21 protein-coding genes are annotated in these 22053 nt (G+C 71.0%); 13 read left to right on the forward strand and 8 right to left on the reverse strand.

Annotated elements, in window-relative coordinates; translation table 11 throughout:
* Window positions 1–105 precede the first annotated feature (105 nt).
* The 3 genes from FF041_RS08570 to FF041_RS08580 form a co-directional block, all read right to left on the reverse strand.
* The gene (locus FF041_RS08570) at window positions 106–915 is read right to left on the reverse strand and encodes a DsbA family protein (protein WP_153521723.1); all 810 of its coding nucleotides are present in this window, start codon (window positions 913–915) and stop codon (window positions 106–108) included.
* 190 nt (window positions 916–1105) lie between these two features.
* Window positions 1106–1786 carry a hypothetical protein gene (locus FF041_RS08575; protein ID WP_153521724.1) on the reverse strand — a complete coding sequence of 227 codons (681 nt, stop codon included), beginning with the start codon at window positions 1784–1786 and terminating at the stop codon, window positions 1106–1108.
* Between the two features lie 104 nt (window positions 1787–1890).
* On the reverse strand, window positions 1891–3249 hold the full coding sequence (locus FF041_RS08580; RefSeq protein ID WP_153521725.1) for a DUF2252 domain-containing protein: 1359 nt from the start codon (window positions 3247–3249) through the stop codon (window positions 1891–1893).
* 328 nt (window positions 3250–3577) lie between these two features.
* Between FF041_RS08580 and dnaE the strand changes: the two genes are divergently transcribed.
* On the forward strand, window positions 3578–7117 hold the full coding sequence (gene dnaE, locus FF041_RS08585) for a DNA polymerase III subunit alpha (RefSeq protein WP_323391461.1): 3540 nt from the start codon (window positions 3578–3580) through the stop codon (window positions 7115–7117).
* Window positions 7118–7249: 132 nt separating this feature from the next.
* Here the strand turns inward: dnaE and FF041_RS08590 are convergent, their stop codons facing one another.
* On the reverse strand, window positions 7250–7435 hold the full coding sequence (locus tag FF041_RS08590) for a hypothetical protein (RefSeq protein ID WP_153481211.1): 186 nt from the start codon (window positions 7433–7435) through the stop codon (window positions 7250–7252).
* Window positions 7436–7817: 382 nt separating this feature from the next.
* Here FF041_RS08590 and FF041_RS08595 point away from each other — a divergent pair, with 382 nt between their 5' ends.
* From FF041_RS08595 to FF041_RS08610, 4 genes are read left to right on the forward strand one after another with little or no spacing between them, the layout of a single operon-like run.
* Window positions 7818–9053, forward strand: a complete 1236-nt coding sequence (locus FF041_RS08595; RefSeq protein WP_323371146.1) for an NYN domain-containing protein — start codon at window positions 7818–7820, stop codon at window positions 9051–9053.
* Between the two features lie 37 nt (window positions 9054–9090).
* Window positions 9091–10065 carry an ABC transporter ATP-binding protein gene (locus FF041_RS08600; protein ID WP_323391472.1) on the forward strand — a complete coding sequence of 325 codons (975 nt, stop codon included), beginning with the start codon at window positions 9091–9093 and terminating at the stop codon, window positions 10063–10065.
* The gene (locus tag FF041_RS08605; protein ID WP_407698123.1) at window positions 10062–10889 is read left to right on the forward strand and encodes an ABC transporter permease; all 828 of its coding nucleotides are present in this window, start codon (window positions 10062–10064) and stop codon (window positions 10887–10889) included. The genes FF041_RS08600 and FF041_RS08605 overlap by 4 nt, the downstream gene beginning before the upstream one ends.
* A 34-nt stretch (window positions 10890–10923) precedes the next feature.
* Window positions 10924–11550 carry a DUF2567 domain-containing protein gene (locus FF041_RS08610; RefSeq protein WP_323391462.1) on the forward strand — a complete coding sequence of 209 codons (627 nt, stop codon included), beginning with the start codon at window positions 10924–10926 and terminating at the stop codon, window positions 11548–11550.
* Between the two features lie 302 nt (window positions 11551–11852).
* Here FF041_RS08610 and ybaK read toward each other — a convergent pair whose 3' ends face one another.
* From ybaK to FF041_RS08630, 4 genes are all read right to left on the reverse strand, one after another.
* A complete protein-coding gene (gene ybaK, locus FF041_RS08615; protein WP_323391463.1) occupies window positions 11853–12347 on the reverse strand; it encodes a Cys-tRNA(Pro) deacylase in 495 nt (164 codons plus the stop codon).
* A gap of 34 nt (window positions 12348–12381) precedes the next feature.
* Window positions 12382–13122, reverse strand: a complete 741-nt coding sequence (locus FF041_RS08620; protein ID WP_323391464.1) for an LON peptidase substrate-binding domain-containing protein — start codon at window positions 13120–13122, stop codon at window positions 12382–12384.
* An 11-nt stretch (window positions 13123–13133) separates the two neighbouring features.
* The gene (locus tag FF041_RS08625) at window positions 13134–14180 is read right to left on the reverse strand and encodes a hypothetical protein (protein ID WP_153521727.1); all 1047 of its coding nucleotides are present in this window, start codon (window positions 14178–14180) and stop codon (window positions 13134–13136) included.
* Between the two features lie 248 nt (window positions 14181–14428).
* Window positions 14429–16030, reverse strand: coding sequence for an oxidoreductase (locus FF041_RS08630; RefSeq protein ID WP_153481214.1), 1602 nt, complete (start codon window positions 16028–16030; stop codon window positions 14429–14431).
* A gap of 188 nt (window positions 16031–16218) precedes the next feature.
* Between FF041_RS08630 and hisD the strand changes: the two genes are divergently transcribed.
* From hisD to hisF, 8 genes are read left to right on the forward strand one after another with little or no spacing between them, the layout of a single operon-like run.
* Window positions 16219–17565, forward strand: coding sequence for a histidinol dehydrogenase (gene hisD, locus FF041_RS08635; RefSeq protein ID WP_323391465.1), 1347 nt, complete (start codon window positions 16219–16221; stop codon window positions 17563–17565).
* The gene (locus tag FF041_RS08640; protein ID WP_323391466.1) at window positions 17566–18660 is read left to right on the forward strand and encodes a histidinol-phosphate transaminase; all 1095 of its coding nucleotides are present in this window, start codon (window positions 17566–17568) and stop codon (window positions 18658–18660) included.
* Window positions 18657–19250 carry an imidazoleglycerol-phosphate dehydratase HisB gene (hisB, locus tag FF041_RS08645; RefSeq protein WP_153521728.1) on the forward strand — a complete coding sequence of 198 codons (594 nt, stop codon included), beginning with the start codon at window positions 18657–18659 and terminating at the stop codon, window positions 19248–19250. Before FF041_RS08640 ends, hisB begins: the two co-directional genes overlap by 4 nt.
* Entirely contained in the window at window positions 19247–19411 is a 165-nt protein-coding gene (locus FF041_RS08650) for a hypothetical protein (protein ID WP_153481216.1), read from the forward strand. Before hisB ends, FF041_RS08650 begins: the two co-directional genes overlap by 4 nt.
* Window positions 19408–20049: an imidazole glycerol phosphate synthase subunit HisH gene (gene hisH / locus FF041_RS08655; protein ID WP_153481218.1), complete on the forward strand. Its 642-nt coding sequence runs from the start codon at window positions 19408–19410 to the stop codon at window positions 20047–20049. The genes FF041_RS08650 and hisH overlap by 4 nt, the downstream gene beginning before the upstream one ends.
* The gene (gene priA, locus FF041_RS08660; protein WP_323371152.1) at window positions 20046–20771 is read left to right on the forward strand and encodes a bifunctional 1-(5-phosphoribosyl)-5-((5-phosphoribosylamino)methylideneamino)imidazole-4-carboxamide isomerase/phosphoribosylanthranilate isomerase PriA; all 726 of its coding nucleotides are present in this window, start codon (window positions 20046–20048) and stop codon (window positions 20769–20771) included. The genes hisH and priA overlap by 4 nt, the downstream gene beginning before the upstream one ends.
* Complete coding sequence (locus tag FF041_RS08665; protein WP_153521729.1) at window positions 20768–21166, forward strand: RidA family protein; 399 nt, start codon at window positions 20768–20770, stop codon at window positions 21164–21166. The genes priA and FF041_RS08665 overlap by 4 nt, the downstream gene beginning before the upstream one ends.
* Window positions 21163–21918, forward strand: coding sequence for an imidazole glycerol phosphate synthase subunit HisF (gene hisF / locus FF041_RS08670; protein WP_153521730.1), 756 nt, complete (start codon window positions 21163–21165; stop codon window positions 21916–21918). Before FF041_RS08665 ends, hisF begins: the two co-directional genes overlap by 4 nt.
* The last annotated feature ends 135 nt before the right edge of the window (window positions 21919–22053 follow it).

Consider the following 22053-nt stretch of genomic DNA (forward strand, 5'->3'; position numbering starts at 1 on the left):
GCCCACATCGGAGCGGCCCGGAGCGGCCCCCGGACCCCAGCCCCGAAGCACCCCCGCCCCGCCCTGAAGCCCCGCACCCGGCAAGGGCCCCGCCCCGAGGCCCCGTCAGCCCTTGAGGGCCTTCTCGTACGCCGCGTTGAACTGCTCCACGGTCATCGGCGGGTTGTCCGTGCCCTCGGCGGTGAGCTTCTTGCCGTTCATCCGGAGCGTCGGGGTCCCCTCGACGCCGCTGTCGTCGAACGTCTTGGACATCTTCATCGCCCAGGCGTCGAAGGTCCCCTTCTCGACGTCCTTCTTGAACTCGGCGTTGTTCTTGAGCTCCGGGACTGAATCGGCGATCTCCAGAATGTAGGAGTCATCGGCGAACTTGTCCTTGCTCTCCTCGGGGTGGAACTCCTTGGAGTAGAGCGCGGCCTTGAACTCCGTGAACGCCTCCGGGCTGACGTCGAGCGCGGCGCCCAGCGAGCTCAGCGCGTTCTTGGAGCCCTCGCCGTCCTGGCCGTCGAGGAAGGTGGCGCCGACGTACTTGATCTTGTACTTCCCGGCGTCGACGTCCTTCTTCAGGGTGTCGCCGAGCTGCTGCTCGAAGGTGGCGCAGACCGGGCAGCGGGAGTCCTCGTACAGCTCCAGCGTCTGCTTCGCGCTCGGCTTGCCGATGATCACGGTCGTGCCGTCGGGGCCCTCGGTGTTCTTCGGGGCGGTGACGGTGGCGTTCTTCGCCTCGTCCCAGTGGCTCGGCTCGTTCGCCTGCATCACGGCGTAGCCGATGCCGCCCGCGAGCGCGAGCACCGCGACCGTCGCGCCGGCCACGGTCAGCTGCCGGCGGGTCTTCTCCTTCTTGGCCTGACGCTCGCGCTCCAGCCGGATCCGCTCACGGGCCTCGGCCTTGTTCGCCCTGTTGTTACGTGCGCTCATGGTGATGTCACTCCGGAATTACGTCGTATCGAGGATTAGGGAGGGCGCCGCGCCGGATTCGGTACGCGCGCGCCCGGGAAGCGGGCCGCGGCCGGACGGAGCCCAGGGGGCGGCAGCCGGAGCCGGGGCTCGGGAGACGAGCCGGGCGCGTGGAACCGCCAGGGCTCAGGGCCGTGTGGACCGCCAGGGCTCAGACGAACGCCGCGGCCGGGCGCGGCGGACCCCGCCGGCCCAGGGTGTGCACCAGCAGCCTGGTGCGGAAGGCGGTGTGCGCCGGGAGGGAGCGCAGCGGCCGTCGCGCGGGACGGCGTACCCCCACGGCCACGGCGAAGGCGATCAGCAGCGGCCGGAAGGCCAGCGCGCCCATGGTCCGCAGCAGACCGCCCAGCGCGGCCTCGCCGCGCCACAGCCAGACGGCGGCGAGCAGGCCGACCGAGACATGGGCCGCGAGCAGCAGCCAGGGCAGCGCCGGATCGGCCGGGCCCAGCGCACCGGCTCCGGCGTGCTCGGCGGCGGCTGCCCCGGGCAGCTGTCCGCCGACGCCGCCGCAGAGCACATCGAGCCCCAGCGTGCGCAGCGAACCGGTGACCGGGCCGCCGCCGGGCCCGTAACAGAGCTCCTGGCCGGCGGTGAAGACGGTGTCGGCGGCGAGCTCCAGCGGTACGAGCAGACCGGCGATCCGCCAGTAGCCCCGCTCCCGGCCGGAGAGCGCGTAGGCGATGGCGAAGACGCCCGCCGCGAGTCCGGCGACCGTGGTCCACGGCAGCGGAGCCCGGGAGAGCAGCACATGGGAGGCCGCGGACAGGGTCACGACCAGAGCCGTGAAGACCGCCGCCCGCACCGCCCTGAGCTGCCTCGCCGATACGTCCATCGGATCCGAGTGTGCCATGTCCGTCTGAGAGGGTTCTTAAGCCGGGCCCCGGGTGTCCCCGGGGACCCCGGGGAGCCGCCCCGCGCGACCGGCCGCCGGTTCGCTCACAGCCCGGGGATCCGGCCGTTGCGGAAGAGGTCGACGAAGATCTGGTGGTCCCGGCGGGCCCGGCGGCCGTAGCCGTGCGCGAACTCCACGAGGAGGTCGGCGAAGCCCTCCTCGTCGGCGGCGATCGCGGCGTCGATGGCGCGCTCGGTGGAGAACGGCACCAGGGAGTGACCGCTCTCGTCGTCCGCCGCGCCGTGCATGGTGGCCGTGGCCCGGCCCAGGTCCGCGACGACCGCAGCGATCTCCTCCGGGTCGTCGAGGTCCGACCAGTCCAGATCCACCGCGTACGGGGAGATCTCGGCGACCAGCTGACCGGCGCCGTCCAGCTCGGTCCAGCCCAGCCAGGGGTCGGCGTGGTCCTGGAGCGCCCGCTGGGAGATCACCGTGCGATGGCCCTCGTGCTGGAAGTAGCCCCGGACGGCGGGGTCGTCGACATGGCGGGAGACCGCCGGGGTCTGCCCCTGCTTCATATAGATCACGACATCGTTCTCCAGGGCGTCGCTGTTGCCCTCCAGGAGGATGTTGTACGAGGGCAGGCCCGCGGACCCGATGCCGACGCCGCGCCTGCCGACCACGTCCTTCACCCGGTAGGAGTCGGGCCTGGCGAGGCTGGACTCCGGCAGCGTCTCCAGATAGCCGTCGAAGGCCGCCAGCACCTTGTACCGGGTGGCGGCGTCGAGCTCGATGGAGCCGCCCCCGGAGGCGAAGCGCCGCTCGAAGTCACGGATCTCGGTCATCGAGTCCAGCAGCGAGAAACGGGTGCGCGAGCGGGCGTGGCGCAGCGCGCCCAGCAGCGGGCCCTCGGCGGTGTCCAGAGTGAACGGCGGGATCTCGTCCTCCTTCGCGCCGCTCGCCAGGGCGGCGATCCGCTCCCGGTAGGCCGCCGCGCAGATCCGCACCAGCTCGCTGATCTGCCCGTCGCTGAGGGCCTTGGTGTAGCCGATCAGCGCGAGCGAGGCGGCCAGCCGCTTGAGATCCCAGGTGAAGGGCCCCACATAGGCTTCATCGAAATCATTCACATTGAAGATCAGCCGGCCGTTCGCATCCATGTAGGTGCCGAAATTCTCGGCGTGGAGATCGCCGTGGATCCAGACGCGGCTGGTGCGCTCGTCCAGATAGGGGCCGCTGGGGATCTTCCCGCCGCCGCGCCCGGCGTGCTCCTGTTCCAGATCGCGGTAGAACAGGCAGGCGGTGCCCCGGTAGAAGGCGAAGGCCGAGGCCGCCATCTTCCGGAACTTGACCCGGAAGGCCGCGGGGTCGGCGGCCAGAAGCTCGCCGAAGGCGGTCCCGAAGACGGCGAGGATCTGCTCGCCGCGCTCTGCGGCCGTGACCTCGGCGGGGTGCGGTACCGACATCGCTGGGTGCCTCCTGGTGCGGTTCAGAGCCTCCCCGGCGGTTGCGGCGGGGGAGACGGACGGTTCAGCCTCTTCAACGCTCGCGAGCGTCCCGGAGTGCCCGGTTTCGCGGGCCGCCGAAGGCTCCGGGGGAGAGCGGGCGAGAGCGGGCGAGGGCGGCGGAAGAGGCGGGGCGAAGGCTCCGGGGGAGAGAGTGTGAAGGTGTCGGTGCGGCCCGCGTCCGTCGGGCCGAGCGGCCCGCGTCCGTCGGCGCCAAGTCGTAGACTTCCACGCTGTCCCCCCAGACACTCCGCTGCCCGCCGTCGCCTGTTTCCCTGGAGGCCCCGCCGTGACAAAACCGCCGTTCACGCATCTGCACGTGCACACTCAGTATTCGCTGCTGGACGGTGCGGCACGGCTGAAGGACATGTTCGCCGCGTGCAATGAGATGGGCATGTCCCATATCGCGATGACGGACCACGGGAATCTGCACGGGGCGTACGACTTCTTCCACCAGGCGAAGAAGGCGGGGGTGACGCCGATCATCGGGATCGAGGCGTATGTGGCGCCGGAGTCCCGGCGGAACAAGCGGAAGATCCAGTGGGGGCAGCCGCACCAGAAGCGGGACGATGTGTCCGGCTCCGGCGGCTATACGCATAAGACGATCTGGGCGGCGAACCGGACGGGTCTGCACAATCTGTTCCGGCTGTCGTCGGACGCGTATGCGGAGGGGTGGCTCCAGAAGTGGCCCCGGATGGACAAGGAGACCATCGCGCAGTGGTCCGAGGGGCTGATCGCGTCGACCGGGTGTCCCTCGGGCGAGCTCCAGACCAGGCTGCGGCTGGGACAGTTCGACGAGGCGCTGAAGGCGGCTTCGGAGTATCAGGACATCTTCGGCAAGGAGCGGTATTTCCTGGAGCTGATGGACCACGGCATCGAGATCGAGCGCCGGGTCCGGGACGGGCTGCTGGAGATCGGGAAGAAGCTGGGCATCCCGCCGCTGGTCACCAATGACTCGCACTACACCTATGCGAATGAGGCGACCGCCCACGACGCGCTGCTCTGCATCCAGACGGGCAAGAACCTCTCCGACCCGGACCGCTTCCGGTTCGACGGCACGGGCTACTACCTGAAGACCACGGACGAGATGTACGCCGTGGACTCCTCGGACGCCTGGCAGGAGGGCTGCCGCAACACGCTGCTGGTCGCGGAGCAGATCAACACGGACGGCATGTTCGAGGCCCGCAACCTCATGCCGAAGTTCGAGATCCCCGACGGCTTCACCGAGATCACCTGGTTCCAGGAGGAGGTCCGGGTCGGCATGGGCCGGCGCTTCCCGGGCGGAGTGCCCGAGGACCGCCAGAAGCAGGCGGAGTACGAGATGGACGTCATCATCCAGATGGGGTTCCCCGGCTACTTCCTCGTGGTCGCCGACTTCATCATGTGGGCCAAGAACAACGGCATCGCCGTGGGCCCCGGACGAGGCTCGGCGGCCGGCTCCATCGTGGCGTACGCGATGGGCATCACCGACCTCGATCCGATCGAGCACGGACTGATCTTCGAGCGGTTCCTCAACCCCGAGCGCGTCTCCATGCCGGATGTCGACATCGACTTCGACGAGCGTCGGCGCGTGGAGGTCATCCGCTATGTGACCGAGAAGTACGGCGCGGACAAGGTCGCCATGATCGGCACCTACGGAAAGATCAAGGCCAAGAACGCCATCAAGGACTCGGCCCGGGTCCTCGGCTATCCGTACGCCATGGGCGACCGGCTCACCAAGGCCATGCCCGCCGATGTGCTCGGCAAGGGCATCGAGCTCTCCGGCATCACCGACCCCTCCCACCCCCGCTACGGCGAGGCCGCGGAGATCCGGGGGATGTACGAGAACGAACCGGATGTGAAGAAGGTCATCGACACCGCCAAGGGTGTGGAGGGCCTGGTCCGGCAGATGGGCGTGCACGCCGCCGGCGTGATCATGTCCAGTGAGCCGATCACCGACCACGCCCCGGTCTGGGTCCGCCACTCCGACGGCGTCACCATCACCCAGTGGGACTATCCGCAGTGCGAGTCGCTCGGCCTGCTGAAGATGGACTTCCTCGGCCTGCGCAACCTCACGATCATGGACGACGCCGTCAAGATGGTGAAGGCGAACAAGGGCGTCGATCTGGAGATGCTCGCCCTTCCGCTGGACGACGCGGCCACCTTCGAGCTGCTCTGCCGGGGCGACACGCTCGGCGTGTTCCAGTTCGACGGCGGCCCGATGCGCTCGCTGCTGCGGCTGATGAAGCCCGACAACTTCGAGGACATCTCCGCCGTTTCGGCCCTCTACCGGCCGGGCCCCATGGGAATGAACTCCCATACGAACTACGCGCTGCGCAAGAACAAGCAGCAGGAGATCACCCCGATCCATCCGGAGCTGGAGGAGCCGCTCCGGGAGGTGCTGGACATCACCTACGGCCTGATCGTGTACCAGGAGCAGGTGCAGAAGGCCGCCCAGATCATCGCGGGATACTCGCTGGGCGAGGCGGACATCCTCCGCCGCGTCATGGGCAAGAAGAAGCCCGAGGAGCTGGCGAAGAACTTCACCATCTTCCAGGCGGGCGCGCGGAACAACAATTATTCGGACAAGGCGATCCAGGCGCTGTGGGATGTGCTGGTCCCGTTCGCCGGATACGCGTTCAACAAGGCGCACTCCTCCGCCTACGGTCTGGTCACCTACTGGACGGCGTATCTCAAGGCGAATTACCCGGCCGAGTACATGGCGGCGCTGCTGACCTCGGTGAAGGACGACAAGGACAAGTCCGCGGTCTATCTGAACGAATGCCGCCGTATGGGCATCAAGGTGCTGCCGCCGAATGTGAACGAGTCGCAGTCGAACTTCGCCGCGCAGGGCGACGACGTGATTCTGTTCGGGCTCTCGGCGGTCCGCAATGTCGGCACCAATGTGGTCGACTCGATCATCCGCTGCCGTAAGTCCAAGGGGAAGTACTCCTCGTTCCCCGACTTCCTGGACAAGGTGGAGGCGGTGGTCTGCAACAAGCGGACCGTGGAATCGCTGATCAAGGCCGGGGCCTTCGACGAGATGGGCCACACCCGCAAGGGGCTGGTCGCCCACCATGAGCCCATGATCGACAATGTGGTCGCGGTCAAGCGCAAGGAGGCCGAGGGGCAGTTCGACCTCTTCGGCGGGATGGGCGACGAGAGCAGCGACGAGCCGGGCTTCGGGCTCGACGTGGAGTTCTCCGATGTGGAGTGGGACAAGTCCTATCTGCTGGCCCAGGAGCGCGAGATGCTCGGGCTCTATGTCTCCGACCATCCGCTCTTCGGCATCGAGCATGTGCTCTCCGACAAGACGGACGCGGCGATCTCACAGCTCACCGGCGGTGAGCACGCGGACGGCGCGGTGGTCACCATCGGCGGCATCATCTCCGGCCTCCAGCGGAAGATGACCAAGCAGGGCAATGCCTGGGCCATCGCCACCGTCGAGGATCTCGCCGGCTCCATCGAATGCATGTTCTTCCCCGCGACCTATCAGCTGGTCTCCACGCAGCTCGTCGAGGACACCGTCGTCTTCGTCAAGGGACGGCTCGACAAGCGCGAGGACGTGCCCCGTCTCGTCGCCATGGAGCTGATGGTCCCCGATCTCTCGTCGGCCGGGACCAACGCCCCGGTGGTCGTCACCATCCCGACCGTGAAGGTCACCCCGCCGATGGTCAGCAGGCTCGGCGAGATCCTCAGCCACCACAAGGGCAACACCGAGGTGCGGATCAAGCTCCAGGGCCCCCGCTCGACCACCGTGCTCCGGCTCGACCGGCACCGGGTGCAGCCAGACCCGGCGCTCTTCGGTGATCTGAAGGTGCTGCTCGGCCCGGCCTGCCTGGCGGGCTGAGCGCGGCGGCACAGCGTCGCTCCGTGGCCGCGCACCGCCGCCGCACGCGAAGAGAAGACGAAGAAGGGAAGGGGCACGCCCGTGAGAACGGGTGCGCCCCTTCCGTATGTCCTGGTGCTGCCGCCTTCCGCGTCAGTTGTGGCCGAAGCGGCGCTGGTGCTTACGGGCAACATCCGCCGGGCTGCCCTGGGCCTGCGTCTGCGGCTGGGCCTGGGACTCGTACGCGGTGGACTTGCCCTGCTCCTTGCCTCGCTCCGCGGCGGCCGTGCGGTCCTGCTGCTGCTGATGGCTGCCCTTGCGGTTCTTGTTCTTGGCCATGGTGTGCCTCCATCGGGGTTCTCGGGGCCAGGGCCGCGACCAGACTCACATATAGGACGATGGGGCGCATTTTGGATCATTGCAGTGGGTAAGGGGCCCTTGTCGTGACGCTTGGCGACGGTTCCGCCACGCCGATGATCGAGTTCCGGCCGTTAACCCCCACAAGGTCGGGCAGACTCGAAGGAAACCCGGAACAATCCCCGGTCCGGAGCCTTATCCGGGGACGAACGCCTCCCCGATGTCCCCGCCGGCCCAGACTCCCCGCTCGTAAAGATCCAAGATTCAAGATCCGGATTCTTCCCGGGTTCGAGCACCGTTCTCCAAGATCAGCGATATATGTCCGATCACCCAGTCCCCAAGACCCCGAAGTACCCGAAAGAGGGTGGAACGCGTGGACCGCTGCGTTGTGCTGGTGGACGCCGGCTATCTGCTCGGCGCCGCCGCGAGCCTGCTCGCCGGAGAACCGGCGCGTTCCCGGATCACGGTCGACCACACCGCCCTCATCCAGGGCCTGCGTGAGCTCGCCGAGACCGATACCGAACGTCCCCTGCTGCGTATCTACTGGTTCGACGGCGCCCCCGACCGCGTCCCCCAGCCCGAGCACCGCAGACTGCGGGTGATGCCCCGGGTGACGGTCCGCCTCGGCGCGCTGACCCGCAGCGACGGCCGCTGGGCCCAGAAGGGCGTGGACGCCGCCATGCACGCCGAACTGACCGAGCTCGCCCGCAACCGCGCCTGCTCGGACGTGGTGCTGGTGACCGGCGACGGCGATCTGCTGCCCGGCCTGATGTCCGCCAAGGAGCACGGCGTCGCCGTCCACCTCTGGGCGGTGCAGGCCGCCGACGGCGACTACAACCAGTCCGAGGACCTGGTCGCCGAGGCCGATGAGCGCCGGGTGCTCGACCGCGCCTGGATCACCACCGCCGTACGGGCCAGGGAGCTGGGCGCGGTCTGCGCCCCGCCGCCCGTGCCCCGCCCCGAGATCGCGGCGATCCTCTCCGCCCCGCTGCCCGAGTCGGCGCTTGCCGCCGCCCAGGCGTCGGCCCCGGAGACCGCGCGCAACGGGACCCGCCCGGCGGCGGACGGAGAGGAGACCGCGCCCGCGCCCGCCGCCGCCAAGGGGGTGCCGACGCCGAAGGATCTGGCGAGCCTGCGGGCCCCCGGCGCGCACGCCCCGCAGCATCCGGCGACCGCCACCCTGCGCTGGTCCTCCGACAAGGGCTGGGTCGAGCGCCCCGGCGCCGGGGCGCTGGGCGAGCCGCCCGAGACGGCGTCCCTGCCCACCCTCGCCCAGCTCACCAGCGCCGAACAGCGCTGGGCCGACCGCGAGGAGGACATCACCACCGTGGGCGGCGACCCCTTCGAGGTGGGCCAGGTGTTCGCCCGGCGCTGGATGGAACGGCTGCCGGAGACCGGGCATGTGCAGAAGCTGTCCACTATGTACCCCCGGATTCCGCACCGGATCGACGGCGAATTGCTCAGGTACGCCGCGCGGTTCGGACTGCTGGCCCACAAAGACGACCAGATCGACGAACATGACCGGTATGCGATCAGAGCCGGGTTCTGGCGGGAGATCGACGTACGGGCCGCGGCGGAACACGCCCCCGCCGGGGAGTAGCGCGCGCGACCCCGTACCCTCATACCTCGTGAGTACGGTGTGTGTGGTGCGACGGCTGGTGAAGACGTACCCTGCCGCGCGCGCCCGCCGAGGAGTTCCGGCGACGCCCGAGGTGAGGGCGAGCGACGGCATCAGCCTGGAGGTCCAGGGCGGTGAGATCTTCGGTCTGCTCGGCCCCAACGGCGCCGGAAAGTCCACCCTGGTACGCCAGCTGACCGGTCTGATGCGCCCCGACTCGGGCAGCGTCGAGGTGCTCGGCCACGATCTCGTACGCCACCCGGAACGCGCCGCGCGGCTCATCGGCTATCTCGGCCAGGAGTCCACCGCGCTCGACGAGCTGACCGTCGCGCTCGCCGCCGAGACCACCGGCCGGCTGCGCGGACTGACCACCGCGGAAGCACGCCGGGAACGCGACGGCGTACTGGAGGAGCTCGGGCTGACCGAGCTCGCCGGGCGGCCCCTGAAGAAACTCTCCGGCGGACAGCGCCGGCTGGCCTGTTTCGCGGCCACCCTGGTCGGGCGGCGTCCGCTGCTCGTCCTGGACGAGCCCACCACCGGGATGGACCCCGTGGCCCGGCGTGCCGTCTGGGCCGCGGTGGACCGGCGGCGGGCCGAACACGGGACCACGGTCGTCCTCGTCACCCACAATGTGATCGAGGCGGAGACCGTGCTCGACCGGGTCGCCGTGCTGGAGCGCGGCCGGGTGATCGCCTGCGACACCCCCGGCGGACTGAAGGAACGGATCGCGGGCGAGGTACGGGTGGAACTGATGTGGCGTGAGCGCGCGCCGCTGGATGTGCCGGAGGTCGCCGCGCTGCGCGACTCGGCTCAGGAGTCCGGCCGCCGCTGGGTGCTCAGGCTCGCGCCGGACGAGGCGCGGGCGGCGGTAGCCGCGGTCACGGGCGGCGCGGCCTTCGCGGCGCTCGACGACTTCACGCTGGCCACGCCCAGCCTGGAGGACGTGTATCTGGCGCTCGGGGGGAACGCGACGAAGGGGCTGGTCAAGGCGTGAGCATCGTGCCCATGGAGACGGTGTCCGGGCGGACGCGGAGCGGGGACCGGGGGGCCATGACGATGCCCGAGGCGCCGCTGGCGCCCCGGGCACGGCTGCTGCCCGCGATGGGAGCGGTCTACCGCGCCCAGCTCTCCCGGGCCCGGGTGGCCAGGATTCCGCTGCTCTTCGTGGCGACCTTCCAGTCCATCGGGATCATGGTCCTGATGCGCGGGGTCGTCGACGGCGGGGCCGAGGCCCGGGCCGTGGTCGCGGGCTCCTCCGTGCTGGTGGTCGCCTTCGTCGCGCTCAATCTTCTCGCCCAGTACTTCGGGCAGTTGCGGGCGAGCGGCGGACTCGACCACTACGCCACCCTTCCGGTGCCGCCCGCCGCGGTGGTGCTCGGGGCGGCGGGGGCGTACGCCTCCTTCACCGTGCCCGGCACGGTGATCACCGCGGTCACGGGCAGTGTGCTCTTCTCGCTGCCGATGACCCATCTCTGGGTACTGGCGGCCGTGATCCCGCTCGCCGGGGCGGCGCTCGCCGGGCTCGGCGCGGCGCTCGGACTGCTCGCGCCGCGTCAGGAGCTGGCCACCCTCCTCGGACAGCTCGGCATGTCGGCCGCGCTGCTGCTGGGGGTGCTGCCCGCGGGCCGGATGCCGGAGCCGATCTCGTACGCGCGTGATCTGCTGCCGTCCACCTATGGCGTCGAGGCGCTGGCCCGCACGTTCGACGCGAACCCCGACTGGGCCGGCGTCGCGCTGGCTCTCGCCGTCTGCGCGGTGGTGGGCGTCGTCTCGCTGACGGTCGCGACCTGGGCGTACCGGCGGGCCGCGGTCCGATGAGGCGCGTGCCGGGCACGCCTGGCACGATGGCGTGGTGACCGCACCGCTGACTCCGCCCCCGCCGAACGACGATCCATGGCAGGCACCGCCGCCGCCCGGCCCCGGAGCCCGCTCCGGTGAGCGGGGTGAGCTGAGGGCGGATATCCGCGACGGGGTCGCCGTGCTGCTGGCCGTGACGGCCCTCGGGGCGGCGCTGGGACTGCTGTGGGTGCTGCTGGCGCCGCGGGTGCCGCTGATCTCCGACGGGCAGGCGGTGTTCCTCCGCAACACGGAGGGCGAGGCGGCGGTCGGCGCGGACGGCGTCTTCGCGCTGCTGGCGCTCGCGTTCGGCGCGGTGAGCGCGGCGGGGGTCTCCTGGTACCGGCGGCGCGGGGGCATCGTGCTGGTGGTGGCGCTGGCGCTGGGCGGAGTGCTGGGCTCGGTGCTCGCGTGGCGGCTCGGGGTGTGGCTGGGGCCGACCTCGGACGTGGTGGCGCACGCGAAGGCGGTGGGCGAGGGGGTGGCCTTCGACGCGCCGCTGAAGCTCGGCGCGAAGGGCATGCTGCTGGCGTGGTCCCTGGCGGCGACGCTGGTTCATCTGGGCCTGACGGCCCTCTTCGGCCCGAGGGACCCCGAGCCCGATCCCGCCGGGCCGGATCCTTTCGGGCCCGCCGGGATCTGAGGCGTACGGCCGCGGTCGCGCGCCGGCCCGGACCATGGGCGGGCACGCCTCCGGAGAGCGCTCGGCTCCCCGGAGGCGTACGCCGGTCAGGCGGGGCGCCGGCCGTGATTGGCCTTGCGGGTGCGCCATTTCCGTTTACGGGTGCGTTTGGACATCGGCTCGCCTCCTCGGCACGTCGTCCTACGGTCGTAACCGAGGAAGCCGTTCCCGTCGAGCCCCCGCGCACGGCGGATCGGAATGGAACACGGCTGGGCCGGAGCGGGTGGGCGCGGGGAGCGCGAACCGTTGCGGCCTCCCCTGCCCTACGCGCGCCCGACCGGGGCGAGGACCGCGGAGGTCAGCTCCGCCAGGTCGGCCGGTGCGAGCTCCACCTCCAGGCCCCGTCTGCCCGCCGAGACGCAGATCGTGGGATGGCCCGACGCCGACTCGTCCAGCACGGTGCGCAGCCGCTTCCGCTGCCCCAGCGGCGAGATGCCGCCGCGGACATAGCCCGTGGTCCGCTCCGCCACCACCGGGTCCGCCATCGCCGCCCGCTTGCCGCCCACGGCCGCCGCCAGCGCCTTGAGGTCCAGCTGACCCGCGACCGGGACCACCGCCACCGTCAGCTCGCCGTCCACCTCGGCGACCAGGGTCTTGAAGACCCGGTCCGGCGACACTCCCAGCGCCTGGGCGGCCTCCTCGCCGTAGGACGCGGACGCCGGATCGTGCTCGTACGCGTGCACCGTGAACGGGGCGCCCGCCGCCGTCAGCGCCGCCGTCGCCGGGGTGCCGCCCTGCTTTCTGGTCTTCTTCGCCACCGCACAGGCTCCTGTTCCGCTTCCGCTGGGACGGTCAGTTGGGGTTGGTCGGCGTCTGCGTCAGATCCACCAGGGGCACGGAGGGCAGATGCCGGATCATCGCGGTCTCCGCCCGCAGCAGCTTCAGCTCCTCGCGGAGCCGCGCCGCCGTGTCCGGGGCCTCCAGCAGCCGCTGCTTCGCCGGGATGTCCAGCACCGAGGCCGCCGCGACCAGATACGACACCACGGAGGGCTCGTCCGGCAGCTGGGCCCCCGTCGACAGGGTCCGCTCCCGCGCCCCCGCCAGCCGCTTCTGATACGCGCGGAACGCCCGCAGCACCCCCTCGGCCAGGGCGCCCGCCCCTTCGCCGGTCTCCTCGGGGAGCTCCTCGACCTCGGCCGTCAGAAACGGACCGCTCGCGTCCACGGAGACCAGCCGCACCCGGGTGGTCCCGGTGGCGAGCACCTCGAAGGTGCCGTCCTCGCGCTCCCGGATCGTCGCCGCGTCCGCGATGCAGCCCACCGGGTGGAAGACGCGCATCGGGTCGTCGCCGAAGCCCGCCGCCGCGCCGCGCTCCGGCGGCGCCGTCGGGTCCGGCAGGCCCGGGGCGGTCGACGCGACCTCGCGGCCGTCGCGGATGGCGACCACCGCGAAGAGACGCGGTTCGGAGTCATCCGTTGTCAGCAGTTCGCGCATCATGGCGCGATAGCGCTCCTCGAAGACGTTCAGGGGCAGAACGAGGCCCGGAAACAGCACCGAGTTCAGCGGAAAGAGCGGGAGCCGTGCGGTGGTCACAACGGACTAGCCTAATGGCCCGCGAGCCAGCTCCGTCCGGTCCGTGCCCGAGGCGGCGCCATCGCGGCCAGGCGGAGCCGTACGCCCTCCCGCGCGTCGAGGAAACGACCGAGCGGATCATCCGAAAAGCGGTTCCATGGGAAAGATGTCGCATATGAACCGATGAGCCGGAACTGTTCCAGCGCATCCGTCCAGCGTCCCTGGCGCACCAGAACGTACGCCGTCAGATTGCGCACCTCGGCGGGCCAGGGGTCACCCGCCGGATAGCCCGCGGAGAGCGCGATCGCCCGATCGGCCGCCGCGTCGGTCCGCTCCTCCTCCAGCGGGCGCACGGAGCCCGGACGGACGGGGAAGGTGTCCTCGGCCTCCATCCTGGCGAACGCGGCCCGCGCCGGCAGCGCCGGCATCAGCGAACCCGGCGGCGCGTCCGCCGCCGCCCGCTCCGCGAAGTCGAAGCACTCGCGGTGCGAGCCGTACCACTGCGCGGACAGATAGCGCAGCGCGGCCACATGGCAGCCGTAGTGGTGCGGGGAGCGGCGCACGGCCTGCTCCCAGAGCGTCTCGAAGGCGGTGTGCACGGCATGGGTGCCGCGCGCGTGGTCCAGCGCGATCCGCCAGGGGACCGGATCGCCCGGCGCGGCCTCGGCCGCCGCGTCGATCAGCGGCCCGATCTCCCGCAGCCGTTCGGCGCGGGCCGGGGACTCCCAGGCCCTGCGGATCGCCAGCTCCGTCTTGACGATCAGCGCGTCCGGGTCGCGGGGCGCGTCGGCGAGCCAGGAGGCGAGCCAGTCGCCCCGGGAGTAGGCGAAGACCGCGAGCCGCATCACATACCGGTCGCGGTGCTCCCACTCGGCCGCCTCCCGGGTGGTCGCCAGCAGTTTGGCGGCCGGTTCGTACTCTCCGTGCGCCGCCGCCACCAGCGCGGGCCCGATCCGGCTGTCCGGCGCGTCCAGCAGGATCGCCTCGTCCGGGGGCAGACCGTCGGCGAGCCGCGGCGTATGGCGGACCAGGCGCACGGTGCGCAGCAGCGCTCGAAGCAATGACATGGTGCGGACCATTGAAAACCGCAGGTGGGGGAGGCGCCAGAGGGCGACTGTGAAGCTTTGGTGGCGGCGTGAAGGTTGTACTGAAGTGGATCAAGAGACTGTAAAGAAAGGTTTCGGGGTGCGCCCCGGCGCCCGGGGGCCGCCCCAGGGGCCGCTCACGCACCCGGAGCACACCGGGGAGCACGCCCCGCTCGCGCCCCCGGAGCACGCCCCGGAGCGCCCCCGGCCCCACCACCCCCAAGCCCCAGGCCCCCGCCCGCTCACCCCCTGCTCAGCAGCCGGCTCGCCCCCGCCGCCACCGTCGTGGCCAGAATCCAGCCCAGCATCACCAGCGCCGCCGCCGCCCACTGCCAGTGGCCCTCCAGCCGCCAGTACCCGTCCTGGCCGAGATTGATCACCGGGATCAGCAGATCCAGCGCGTACAGCGCCGCGTTCCACCGGGGATGCTCGTCCTTCTTGATCGGGTCCGGGTCCACCTGCGCGAAGGCCAGCGCCCCCGCCGCCCACAGCACCGCCATCCACAGCGCCGCCCGCCCCGGCCGGTAGCCGTACGCCACCGTCCAGTCCTGGAGATACCCCCACAGCTTCGCCGCCAGCGGCAGCGTCTCCCGGCGGCGGCGCTGCTTGGCGAGCAGCACCTCCCGCGCGTCCGCGTCCTCCCCGCTGTTGCGCAGCACGGTCGCCAGCCGCTCATACGGCTCCGGCGAGTACTCCGGGGTCGCCGACGCCACCCACTCCAGCCGCCGGCTCAGCGGGAACTCCTCGTACGGCACCAGGTTCTCGTAGACGAACCCGCCCATCGCCAGCCCGCCCGGCCCCGGCCAGCTCGCCGCCAGGTCGACCAGCGTCACCACCTTCGCGCCGTTCAGCACCACCCGCCCCTCCTCCGGGCGCTGCGCGTTGAAGCGCAGTTCGGGGCTGACGATCCGGCGCAGCGACAGCTCCTCGCGCGGGCTCAGCACGAACCGCGCCCGGTGCAGATCCACCGCGTCCCCGAAGCGGCCGTCGTCCAGCCGGATGCCGCCGTAGCACTCGAAGGGCTGGAGCCGGGTGATCCGCCGCCCCGAGCCGTCGAGACCGATGCCGAACGGGGGAGTGGCGTTCTGGTCGCCGGTCGCCTCGCTCACCCACGCGCCGGTCATATAGAGGGTCCGCTCCACGGTCAGCTGCGGCGCGTTCAGCGCCCGGCGCTCGGCCGCCGCCCGCAGTCTGCTGCCGCGCAGACTCAGCGAGACCCCGATCTTCGCGCCGCGCAGCGAGACCTCGCCATAGGTCTCGATCAGCTCGGCCTGGAGGTCCTGGGCGACCGCGAGACCGTCCGCGGTGATCGCCCGCCCGCGCCGGTCCGGCCGGACATGGATCTGGTTGATCAGCAGATCCGTGCCTATCTGCGCGTCGGTCAGCCGGATGCCGTGCTCGATCCGGCAGCGCGGCAGATGGAGATCGCCCTCGGTGCGCAGCCGGGCCGCCTCGATCCGCGGGATCGCGCAGCCCACCATCCGCACGGTCGTGAAATGCGCCTCGGGCAGCCATATCTCGTTCTCGAAGCGGCAGCCGTTCAGCTCCACATAGGGCGAGACGGTGCCGCCCGCGAGCTTGAGGGTGCCGGTGATCTGTCCCCCGCGCAGCTTGAGGGCCGCGACCCGTCCGGGGTGCGGCTCCGGGCCGCTCAGCAGCAGCCGGGCGACGACGGAGGCGCGGACGCTGCGTTCGGGCCCCCAGCGGCGGGGCGAGAACGGATCGTTCAGCAGCGGATCGGGATCGCTCAGGTCGTAGGTGCTCCCGTTCCGGAACGCGTTCCACATTCGCTGTTCGGTCGGGCTCAGCCCGGCCGGGAGCACCTCGTCCAGCGGCTCTGTCAAGGCCGCTCCTCCGCTTCGTCGACGTTCACCGGATGTCCTGGATGTCCTGCGCATGCCCTACAGCCGTTCTTCCCGCTGAGTGACCGGGTGAACGCTAGTGGTCATGGTCGGCCCGCGGGCGGCCCGGGACATGTATCAGCCAGTGATACGGGAGACGGCCGCCGTGGCGGGTCTGCGAGAATTGGCGTGTGATCTCTCGAATCGATCTGCGCGGCGACGCCCTCCCCGAGGGGGCCGCCCTGCGCGCCCTGCTGCCCCGTGCCGAGTTCGATGTGGCCGCCGCCCTGGAGAAGGTGCGGCCCATCTGCGAGGACGTGCATCATCGCGGCACCGAGGCGCTGATCGAGTACGCCCGGAAGTTCGACGGCGTGACCCTGGAGCGGGTGCGGGTGCCCGCCGCCGCGCTCGCCGAGGCGCTGGCGGCGCTCGACCCCGATGTCAGGGCCGCCCTGGAGGAGTCCATCCGGCGGGCCAGGATCGTCCACCGCGCCCAGCGGCGCGGCGAGCACACCACCCAGGTCGTCCCCGGCGGCACCGTCACCGAGAAGTGGGTGCCGGTCGAGCGCGTCGGGCTCTACGCCCCCGGCGGCCGGTCCGTCTACCCCTCCTCCGTGATCATGAACGTGGTCCCGGCGCAGGAGGCCGGCGTCGAGTCCATCGCGCTCGCCTCCCCGCCGCAGAAGGAGCACGGCGGGCTGCCGCACCCGACGATCCTCGCCGCCTGCGCCCTCCTCGGCGTGGACGAGGTGTACGCGGCCGGCGGGGCCCAGGCCGTCGCGATGTTCGCGTACGGCACCTCGGGACCCGACGGCTGTCCCGCCGCGAACATGGTCACCGGCCCCGGCAACATCTGGGTCGCCGCCGCCAAGCGCTACTTCACCGGCCGGATCGGCATCGACACCGAGGCCGGGCCCACCGAGATCGCCGTGCTCGCCGACGCCACCGCCGACCCGGCCCATGTCGCCGCCGACCTGATCAGCCAGGCCGAGCACGACCCGATGGCCGCCGCCGTCCTGGTCACCGACTCCGCCGAGCTCGCCGACGCGGTCGAGCGGGAGCTGGCACCGCAGATCGCGGCCACCAAGCACGTCGAGGACCGCATCGTGCCCGCCCTGTCGGGCGAGCAGTCCGCGATCGTCCTGGTCGACGGGATCGAGGACGGCCTGAAGGTCGTCAACGCCTACGGCGCCGAGCACCTGGAGATCCAGACCGCCGACGCCCCGGCCCTCGCCGCCCGGGTGCGCAACGCCGGCGCGGTCTTCGTCGGCCCCTGGTCGCCGGTCTCCCTCGGCGACTACTGCGCCGGCTCCAACCACGTACTGCCCACCGGCGGCTGCGCCTGCCACTCCTCGGGGCTGTCCGTGCAGTCCTTCCTGCGCGGCATCCACATCGTGGACTACACCCGCGACGCCCTCGCCGATGTGACCCACCACGTGGTCACCCTCGCCGAGGCGGAGGATCTGCCCGCGCACGGGGCCGCCCTGAAGGCGCGCTTCGGGTGGAAGGTGCCGACCAGGCCGGAAGGAGCCGAGTAAGTGACCGATCTGCCCATCCGCGAGGAACTGCGCGGCAAGTCCCCGTACGGCGCTCCCCAGCTGGACGTCCCCGTACAGCTGAACACCAATGAGAACCCCTACCCGCTGCCCGAGCCGCTCGTGGAGCGGATCGCCGAGCGGGTGCGGGAGGCCGCGCGCGGGCTCAACCGTTACCCCGACCGGGACGCGATCGAGCTCCGCACCGAGCTGGCCGCCTATCTGACCCGTACGGCGGGCCACCCCGTCGCCCTGGCGAACGTCTGGGCCGCCAACGGCTCCAACGAGGTCATCCAGCAGCTGCTCCAGACCTTCGGCGGCCCGGGCCGTACCGCGATCGGCTTCGAGCCGTCGTACTCGATGCACGCGCTGATCTCCCGGGGCACCGGCACCGGCTGGATCTCCGGGCCGCGGAACGAGGACTTCACCATCGACGTGGCCGCCGCCGAGCGCGCCATCGCCGAGAACCGGCCCGACGTCGTCTTCATCACCTCGCCCAACAACCCCACCGGCACCGCCGTCGACGCCGAGACGGTCGTCGCGCTGTACGAGGCCGCCCAGGCCGCGCGGCCGTCCCTGGTCGTCGTGGACGAGGCATACGTCGAATTCAGCCACCGCCCCTCGCTGCTGCCGCTGATCGAGGGCCGCCCCCATATGGTGATCTCGCGGACCATGTCCAAGGCGTTCGGCGCGGCCGGCCTCCGGCTCGGCTATCTCGCGGCCTCCCCGGCCGTGGTCGACGCGGTCCAGCTGGTACGGCTGCCGTACCACCTCTCCGCCGTCACCCAGGCCACCGCGCTCGCCGCGCTGGAGCACACCGATACGCTGCTGGGGTATGTCGAGCAGCTGAAGACCGAGCGGGACCGCCTGGTCACCGAGTTGCGGGCGATCGGCTACGAGGTGACCGAGTCGGACGCCAATTTCGTCCAGTTCGGACGGTTCCCCGACGCGCACGACGCCTGGCGGAAGATCCTCGACCGGGGCGTCCTGGTCCGGGACAACGGCGTGCCGGGATGGCTGCGGGTCACCGCGGGCACCGCCGCCGAGAACGACGCGTTCCTCGACGCGGTACGTGAGTTGAAGAAGGAGAGCGCATGAGCCGCGTTGGCAGGGTGGAGCGCACCACCAAGGAGACATCCGTCGTCGTCGAGATCGACCTCGACGGCACCGGGCAGGTCGATGTGTCGACGGGGGTCGGTTTCTACGACCACATGCTCGACCAGCTGGGCCGCCACGGTCTCTTCGATCTGACGGTCAAGACCGAGGGCGACCTCCACATCGACACCCACCACACCATCGAGGACACCGCCCTCGCGCTCGGCGCCGCCTTCCGGCAGGCGCTCGGCGACAAGGTCGGCATCTACCGCTTCGGCAACTGCACCGTGCCGCTGGACGAGTCGCTCGCCCAGGTCACCGTGGACCTCTCCGGCCGCCCCTATCTGGTGCACACCGAGCCCGAGAACATGGCGCCGATGATCGGCTCGTACGACACCACGATGACCCGGCACATCTTCGAGTCCTTCGTGGCCCAGGCCCAGATCGCGCTGCACATCCACGTCCCGTACGGGCGCAACGCCCACCACGTCGTGGAATGCCAGTTCAAGGCCCTGGCCCGCGCCCTGCGGTACGCCTGTGAGCGTGACCCGCGCGCCGCCGGAATCCTCCCCTCCACGAAGGGTGCGCTGTGAGCGGCCTCGCCACCGTCCTGATCATCGTCGGCTTCTTCCTGCTCGGCGGCGTCTACTCCTTCACCAAGCAGAAGCAGCCCCGGAGCGTGGTCGTCCTGCTGGCGATCGGCTCGGCTATGTGCCTGGGCGCCGGATTCATGAGACTGGACATGTGGTCATGAGCGCACCGAAGAAGGTCGTCGTCTTCGACTACGGGTTCGGCAACATCCGCTCCGCCGAGCGGGCGCTCGCCCGGGTCGGCGCCGACGTGGAGATAACCCGCGACTTCGACACCGCGATGAACGCGGACGGACTCCTCGTACCCGGCGTCGGCGCGTTCTCCGCCTGCATGGACGGACTGCGCGCGGCCCGCGGCGAATGGATCATCGGCCGCAGGCTCTCCGGCGGCCGGCCGGTGATGGGCATCTGCGTCGGCATGCAGATCCTCTTCGCCCGCGGCATCGAACACGGCGTGGAGACCGAGGGCCTCGACGAGTGGCCCGGCACGGTCGGCCCGCTCAAGGCCCCGGTCGTCCCCCACATGGGCTGGAACACCGTCGAGGCCCCCGCCGGCAGCGAGCTCTTCGCCGGCCTCGACCCCGACGCCCGGTTCTACTTCGTGCACTCCTACGCGGTGCACGACTGGGACCTGGAAGTCACCAACCCCGCCATCCGCGCGCCCCAGGTCACCTGGGCCACCCACGGCGAGCGCTTCGTCGCCGCCGTGGAGAACAGCGCGCTCTGGGCGACGCAGTTCCACCCCGAGAAGTCCGGCGACGCCGGCGCCCAGCTGCTGACCAACTGGATCGGAACACTGTGACCAAGCTCGAACTCCTCCCCGCCGTCGACGTCCGCGACGGCCAGGCCGTCCGTCTCGTACACGGAGAGTCCGGCACGGAGACCTCCTACGGCTCCCCGCTGGACGCCGCCCTCGCCTGGCAGCGCGCGGGCGCCGAGTGGCTGCATCTGGTCGACCTGGACGCCGCCTTCGGCACCGGCGACAACCGCGAGCTGATCGGCGAGGTCACCCGGTCGATGAACATCAAGGTCGAGCTCTCCGGCGGCATCCGCGACGACGCCTCGCTCGCCGCCGCCCTCGCCACCGGCTGCACCCGGGTCAACCTCGGCACCGCCGCGCTGGAGACCCCCGAGTGGGTCGCCAAGGTCATCGCCGAGCACGGCGAGCGGATCGCGGTCGGTCTGGACGTACGCGGCACCACGCTGCGCGGACGCGGCTGGACCCGCGACGGCGGCGACCTCTACGAGACCCTCGCCCGGCTCGACTCCGAGGGCTGCGCCCGCTACGTCGTCACCGACATCGCCAAGGACGGCACCCTTCAGGGCCCCAACCTGGAGCTGCTGGCCAACGTCTGCGCGGTCACCGACAAGCCCGTGGTGGCCTCCGGCGGAGTCTCCTCGCTGGACGATCTGCGGGCCATCGCCTCCCTCGTCCCCCAGGGCGTGGAGGGCGCGATCGTCGGCAAGGCGCTGTACGCGAAGGCGTTCACCCTGGAGGAAGCGCTCGCGGTGGTGGCGGAATGAGCGACGCCGTACGACGCGTGCAGAGCGGGTCCCCCTGGGAGGAGGTCTTCGGCTTCGCGCGAGCCGTGGCGGCGGGCGACCGGGTGGTCGTCGGCGGCACCACCTCCTTCAAGGGGACCGTGCTCTACGGCGAGGGCGACCCCTACGAGCAGACCCGGGTGGCCATCGACAGCGCGCTCGCCGCGATCGCCGAGTTCGGCCTGGGACCCGAGTCCGTGATCGTCACCCGGCTCATCCTCACCCACGCCCGGGACGTGGACGCGGCAGGCCGCGCCCACCAGGAGGTGTTCGGCTCGGTCCGCCCGGTGATGACGCTCTCCGTGGTCTCCGGCTTCGTGGACCCGCGGATCCTGGTCGAAGTGGAACTGGAAGCGTATCGAGGTGAGTCCGCATGACACTGGCCGTCCGGGTCATCCCCTGTCTGGACGTCGACAACGGTCGGGTCGTCAAGGGAGTCAACTTCCAGAATCTGCGGGACGCCGGCGATCCCGTCGAGATGGCGAAGCTCTATGACGCCGAGGGCGCCGACGAGCTGACCTTCCTCGACATCACCGCGTCGTCGGGCGACCGCGAGACGACCTACGACGTGGTGCGCCGCACCGCCGAGCAGGTCTTCATCCCGCTCACCGTCGGTGGCGGCGTCCGTTCCGCGGACGACGTCGACCGGCTGCTGAGGGCGGGCGCGGACAAGGTCGGCGTCAATACGGCGGCCATCGCCCGCCCCGAGCTGATCCGCGAGATCGCCGAGCGCTTCGGCCGTCAGGTGCTGGTCCTCTCGGTGGACGCCCGCCGCACCCCGTCCGGGTCCTTCGAGGTCACCACCCACGGCGGCCGGAAGGGCACCGGCATCGACGCCGTCGAATGGGCGCACCGGGCCGCCGAGCTGGGCGCGGGCGAGATCCTGCTCAACTCGATGGACGCGGACGGCACCAAGGACGGCTACGACACGGAGATGATCGCCGCGGTCCGCCGTCTGGTGACCGTCCCCGTGATCGCCAGCGGCGGCGCGGGACGGCTGGCGGATTTCGCTCCGGCGATCGACGCGGGCGCCGACGCCGTACTGGCGGCGTCCGTATTCCACTTCGGAGATCTGCGCATCGGGCAGGTCAAGGAAGCGCTGCGGGAAGCCGGTCACCCGGTGCGCTGAGAACAGTCGTCCGGTTCGCCTGAACCGGTCGACTTCGGCCAATAGTCGACTCAGGCAATCGTCCTGAAACTAGCGTTCTTCGGCCCCGAGGGCCGGGTTAGCGTGCGTTCGACCCGTGACATGAGAATGTGAACA

It is taken from the genome of Streptomyces jumonjinensis (assembly GCF_009600885.1).
GTDB classification, from domain to species: Bacteria; Actinomycetota; Actinomycetes; order Streptomycetales; family Streptomycetaceae; genus Streptomyces; species Streptomyces jumonjinensis.

Excerpts from the sequence above, each read along its gene's own strand:
- FF041_RS08570 (WP_153521723.1), bottom strand. The coding sequence starts at position 915 with ATGAGCGCACGTAACAACAGGGCGAACAAGGCCGAGGCCCGTGAGCGG.
- FF041_RS08575 (WP_153521724.1), bottom strand. The coding sequence starts at position 1,786 with ATGGACGTATCGGCGAGGCAGCTCAGGGCGGTGCGGGCGGCGGTCTTC.
- FF041_RS08580 (WP_153521725.1), bottom strand. The coding sequence starts at position 3,249 with ATGTCGGTACCGCACCCCGCCGAGGTCACGGCCGCAGAGCGCGGCGAG.
- FF041_RS08590 (WP_153481211.1), bottom strand. The coding sequence starts at position 7,435 with ATGGCCAAGAACAAGAACCGCAAGGGCAGCCATCAGCAGCAGCAGGAC.
- FF041_RS08625 (WP_153521727.1), bottom strand. The coding sequence starts at position 14,180 with ATGGTCCGCACCATGTCATTGCTTCGAGCGCTGCTGCGCACCGTGCGC.
- hisB (WP_153521728.1), top strand. The coding sequence starts at position 18,657 with ATGAGCCGCGTTGGCAGGGTGGAGCGCACCACCAAGGAGACATCCGTC.
- hisH (WP_153481218.1), top strand. The coding sequence starts at position 19,408 with ATGAGCGCACCGAAGAAGGTCGTCGTCTTCGACTACGGGTTCGGCAAC.
- FF041_RS08665 (WP_153521729.1), top strand. The coding sequence starts at position 20,768 with ATGAGCGACGCCGTACGACGCGTGCAGAGCGGGTCCCCCTGGGAGGAG.
- hisF (WP_153521730.1), top strand. The coding sequence starts at position 21,163 with ATGACACTGGCCGTCCGGGTCATCCCCTGTCTGGACGTCGACAACGGT.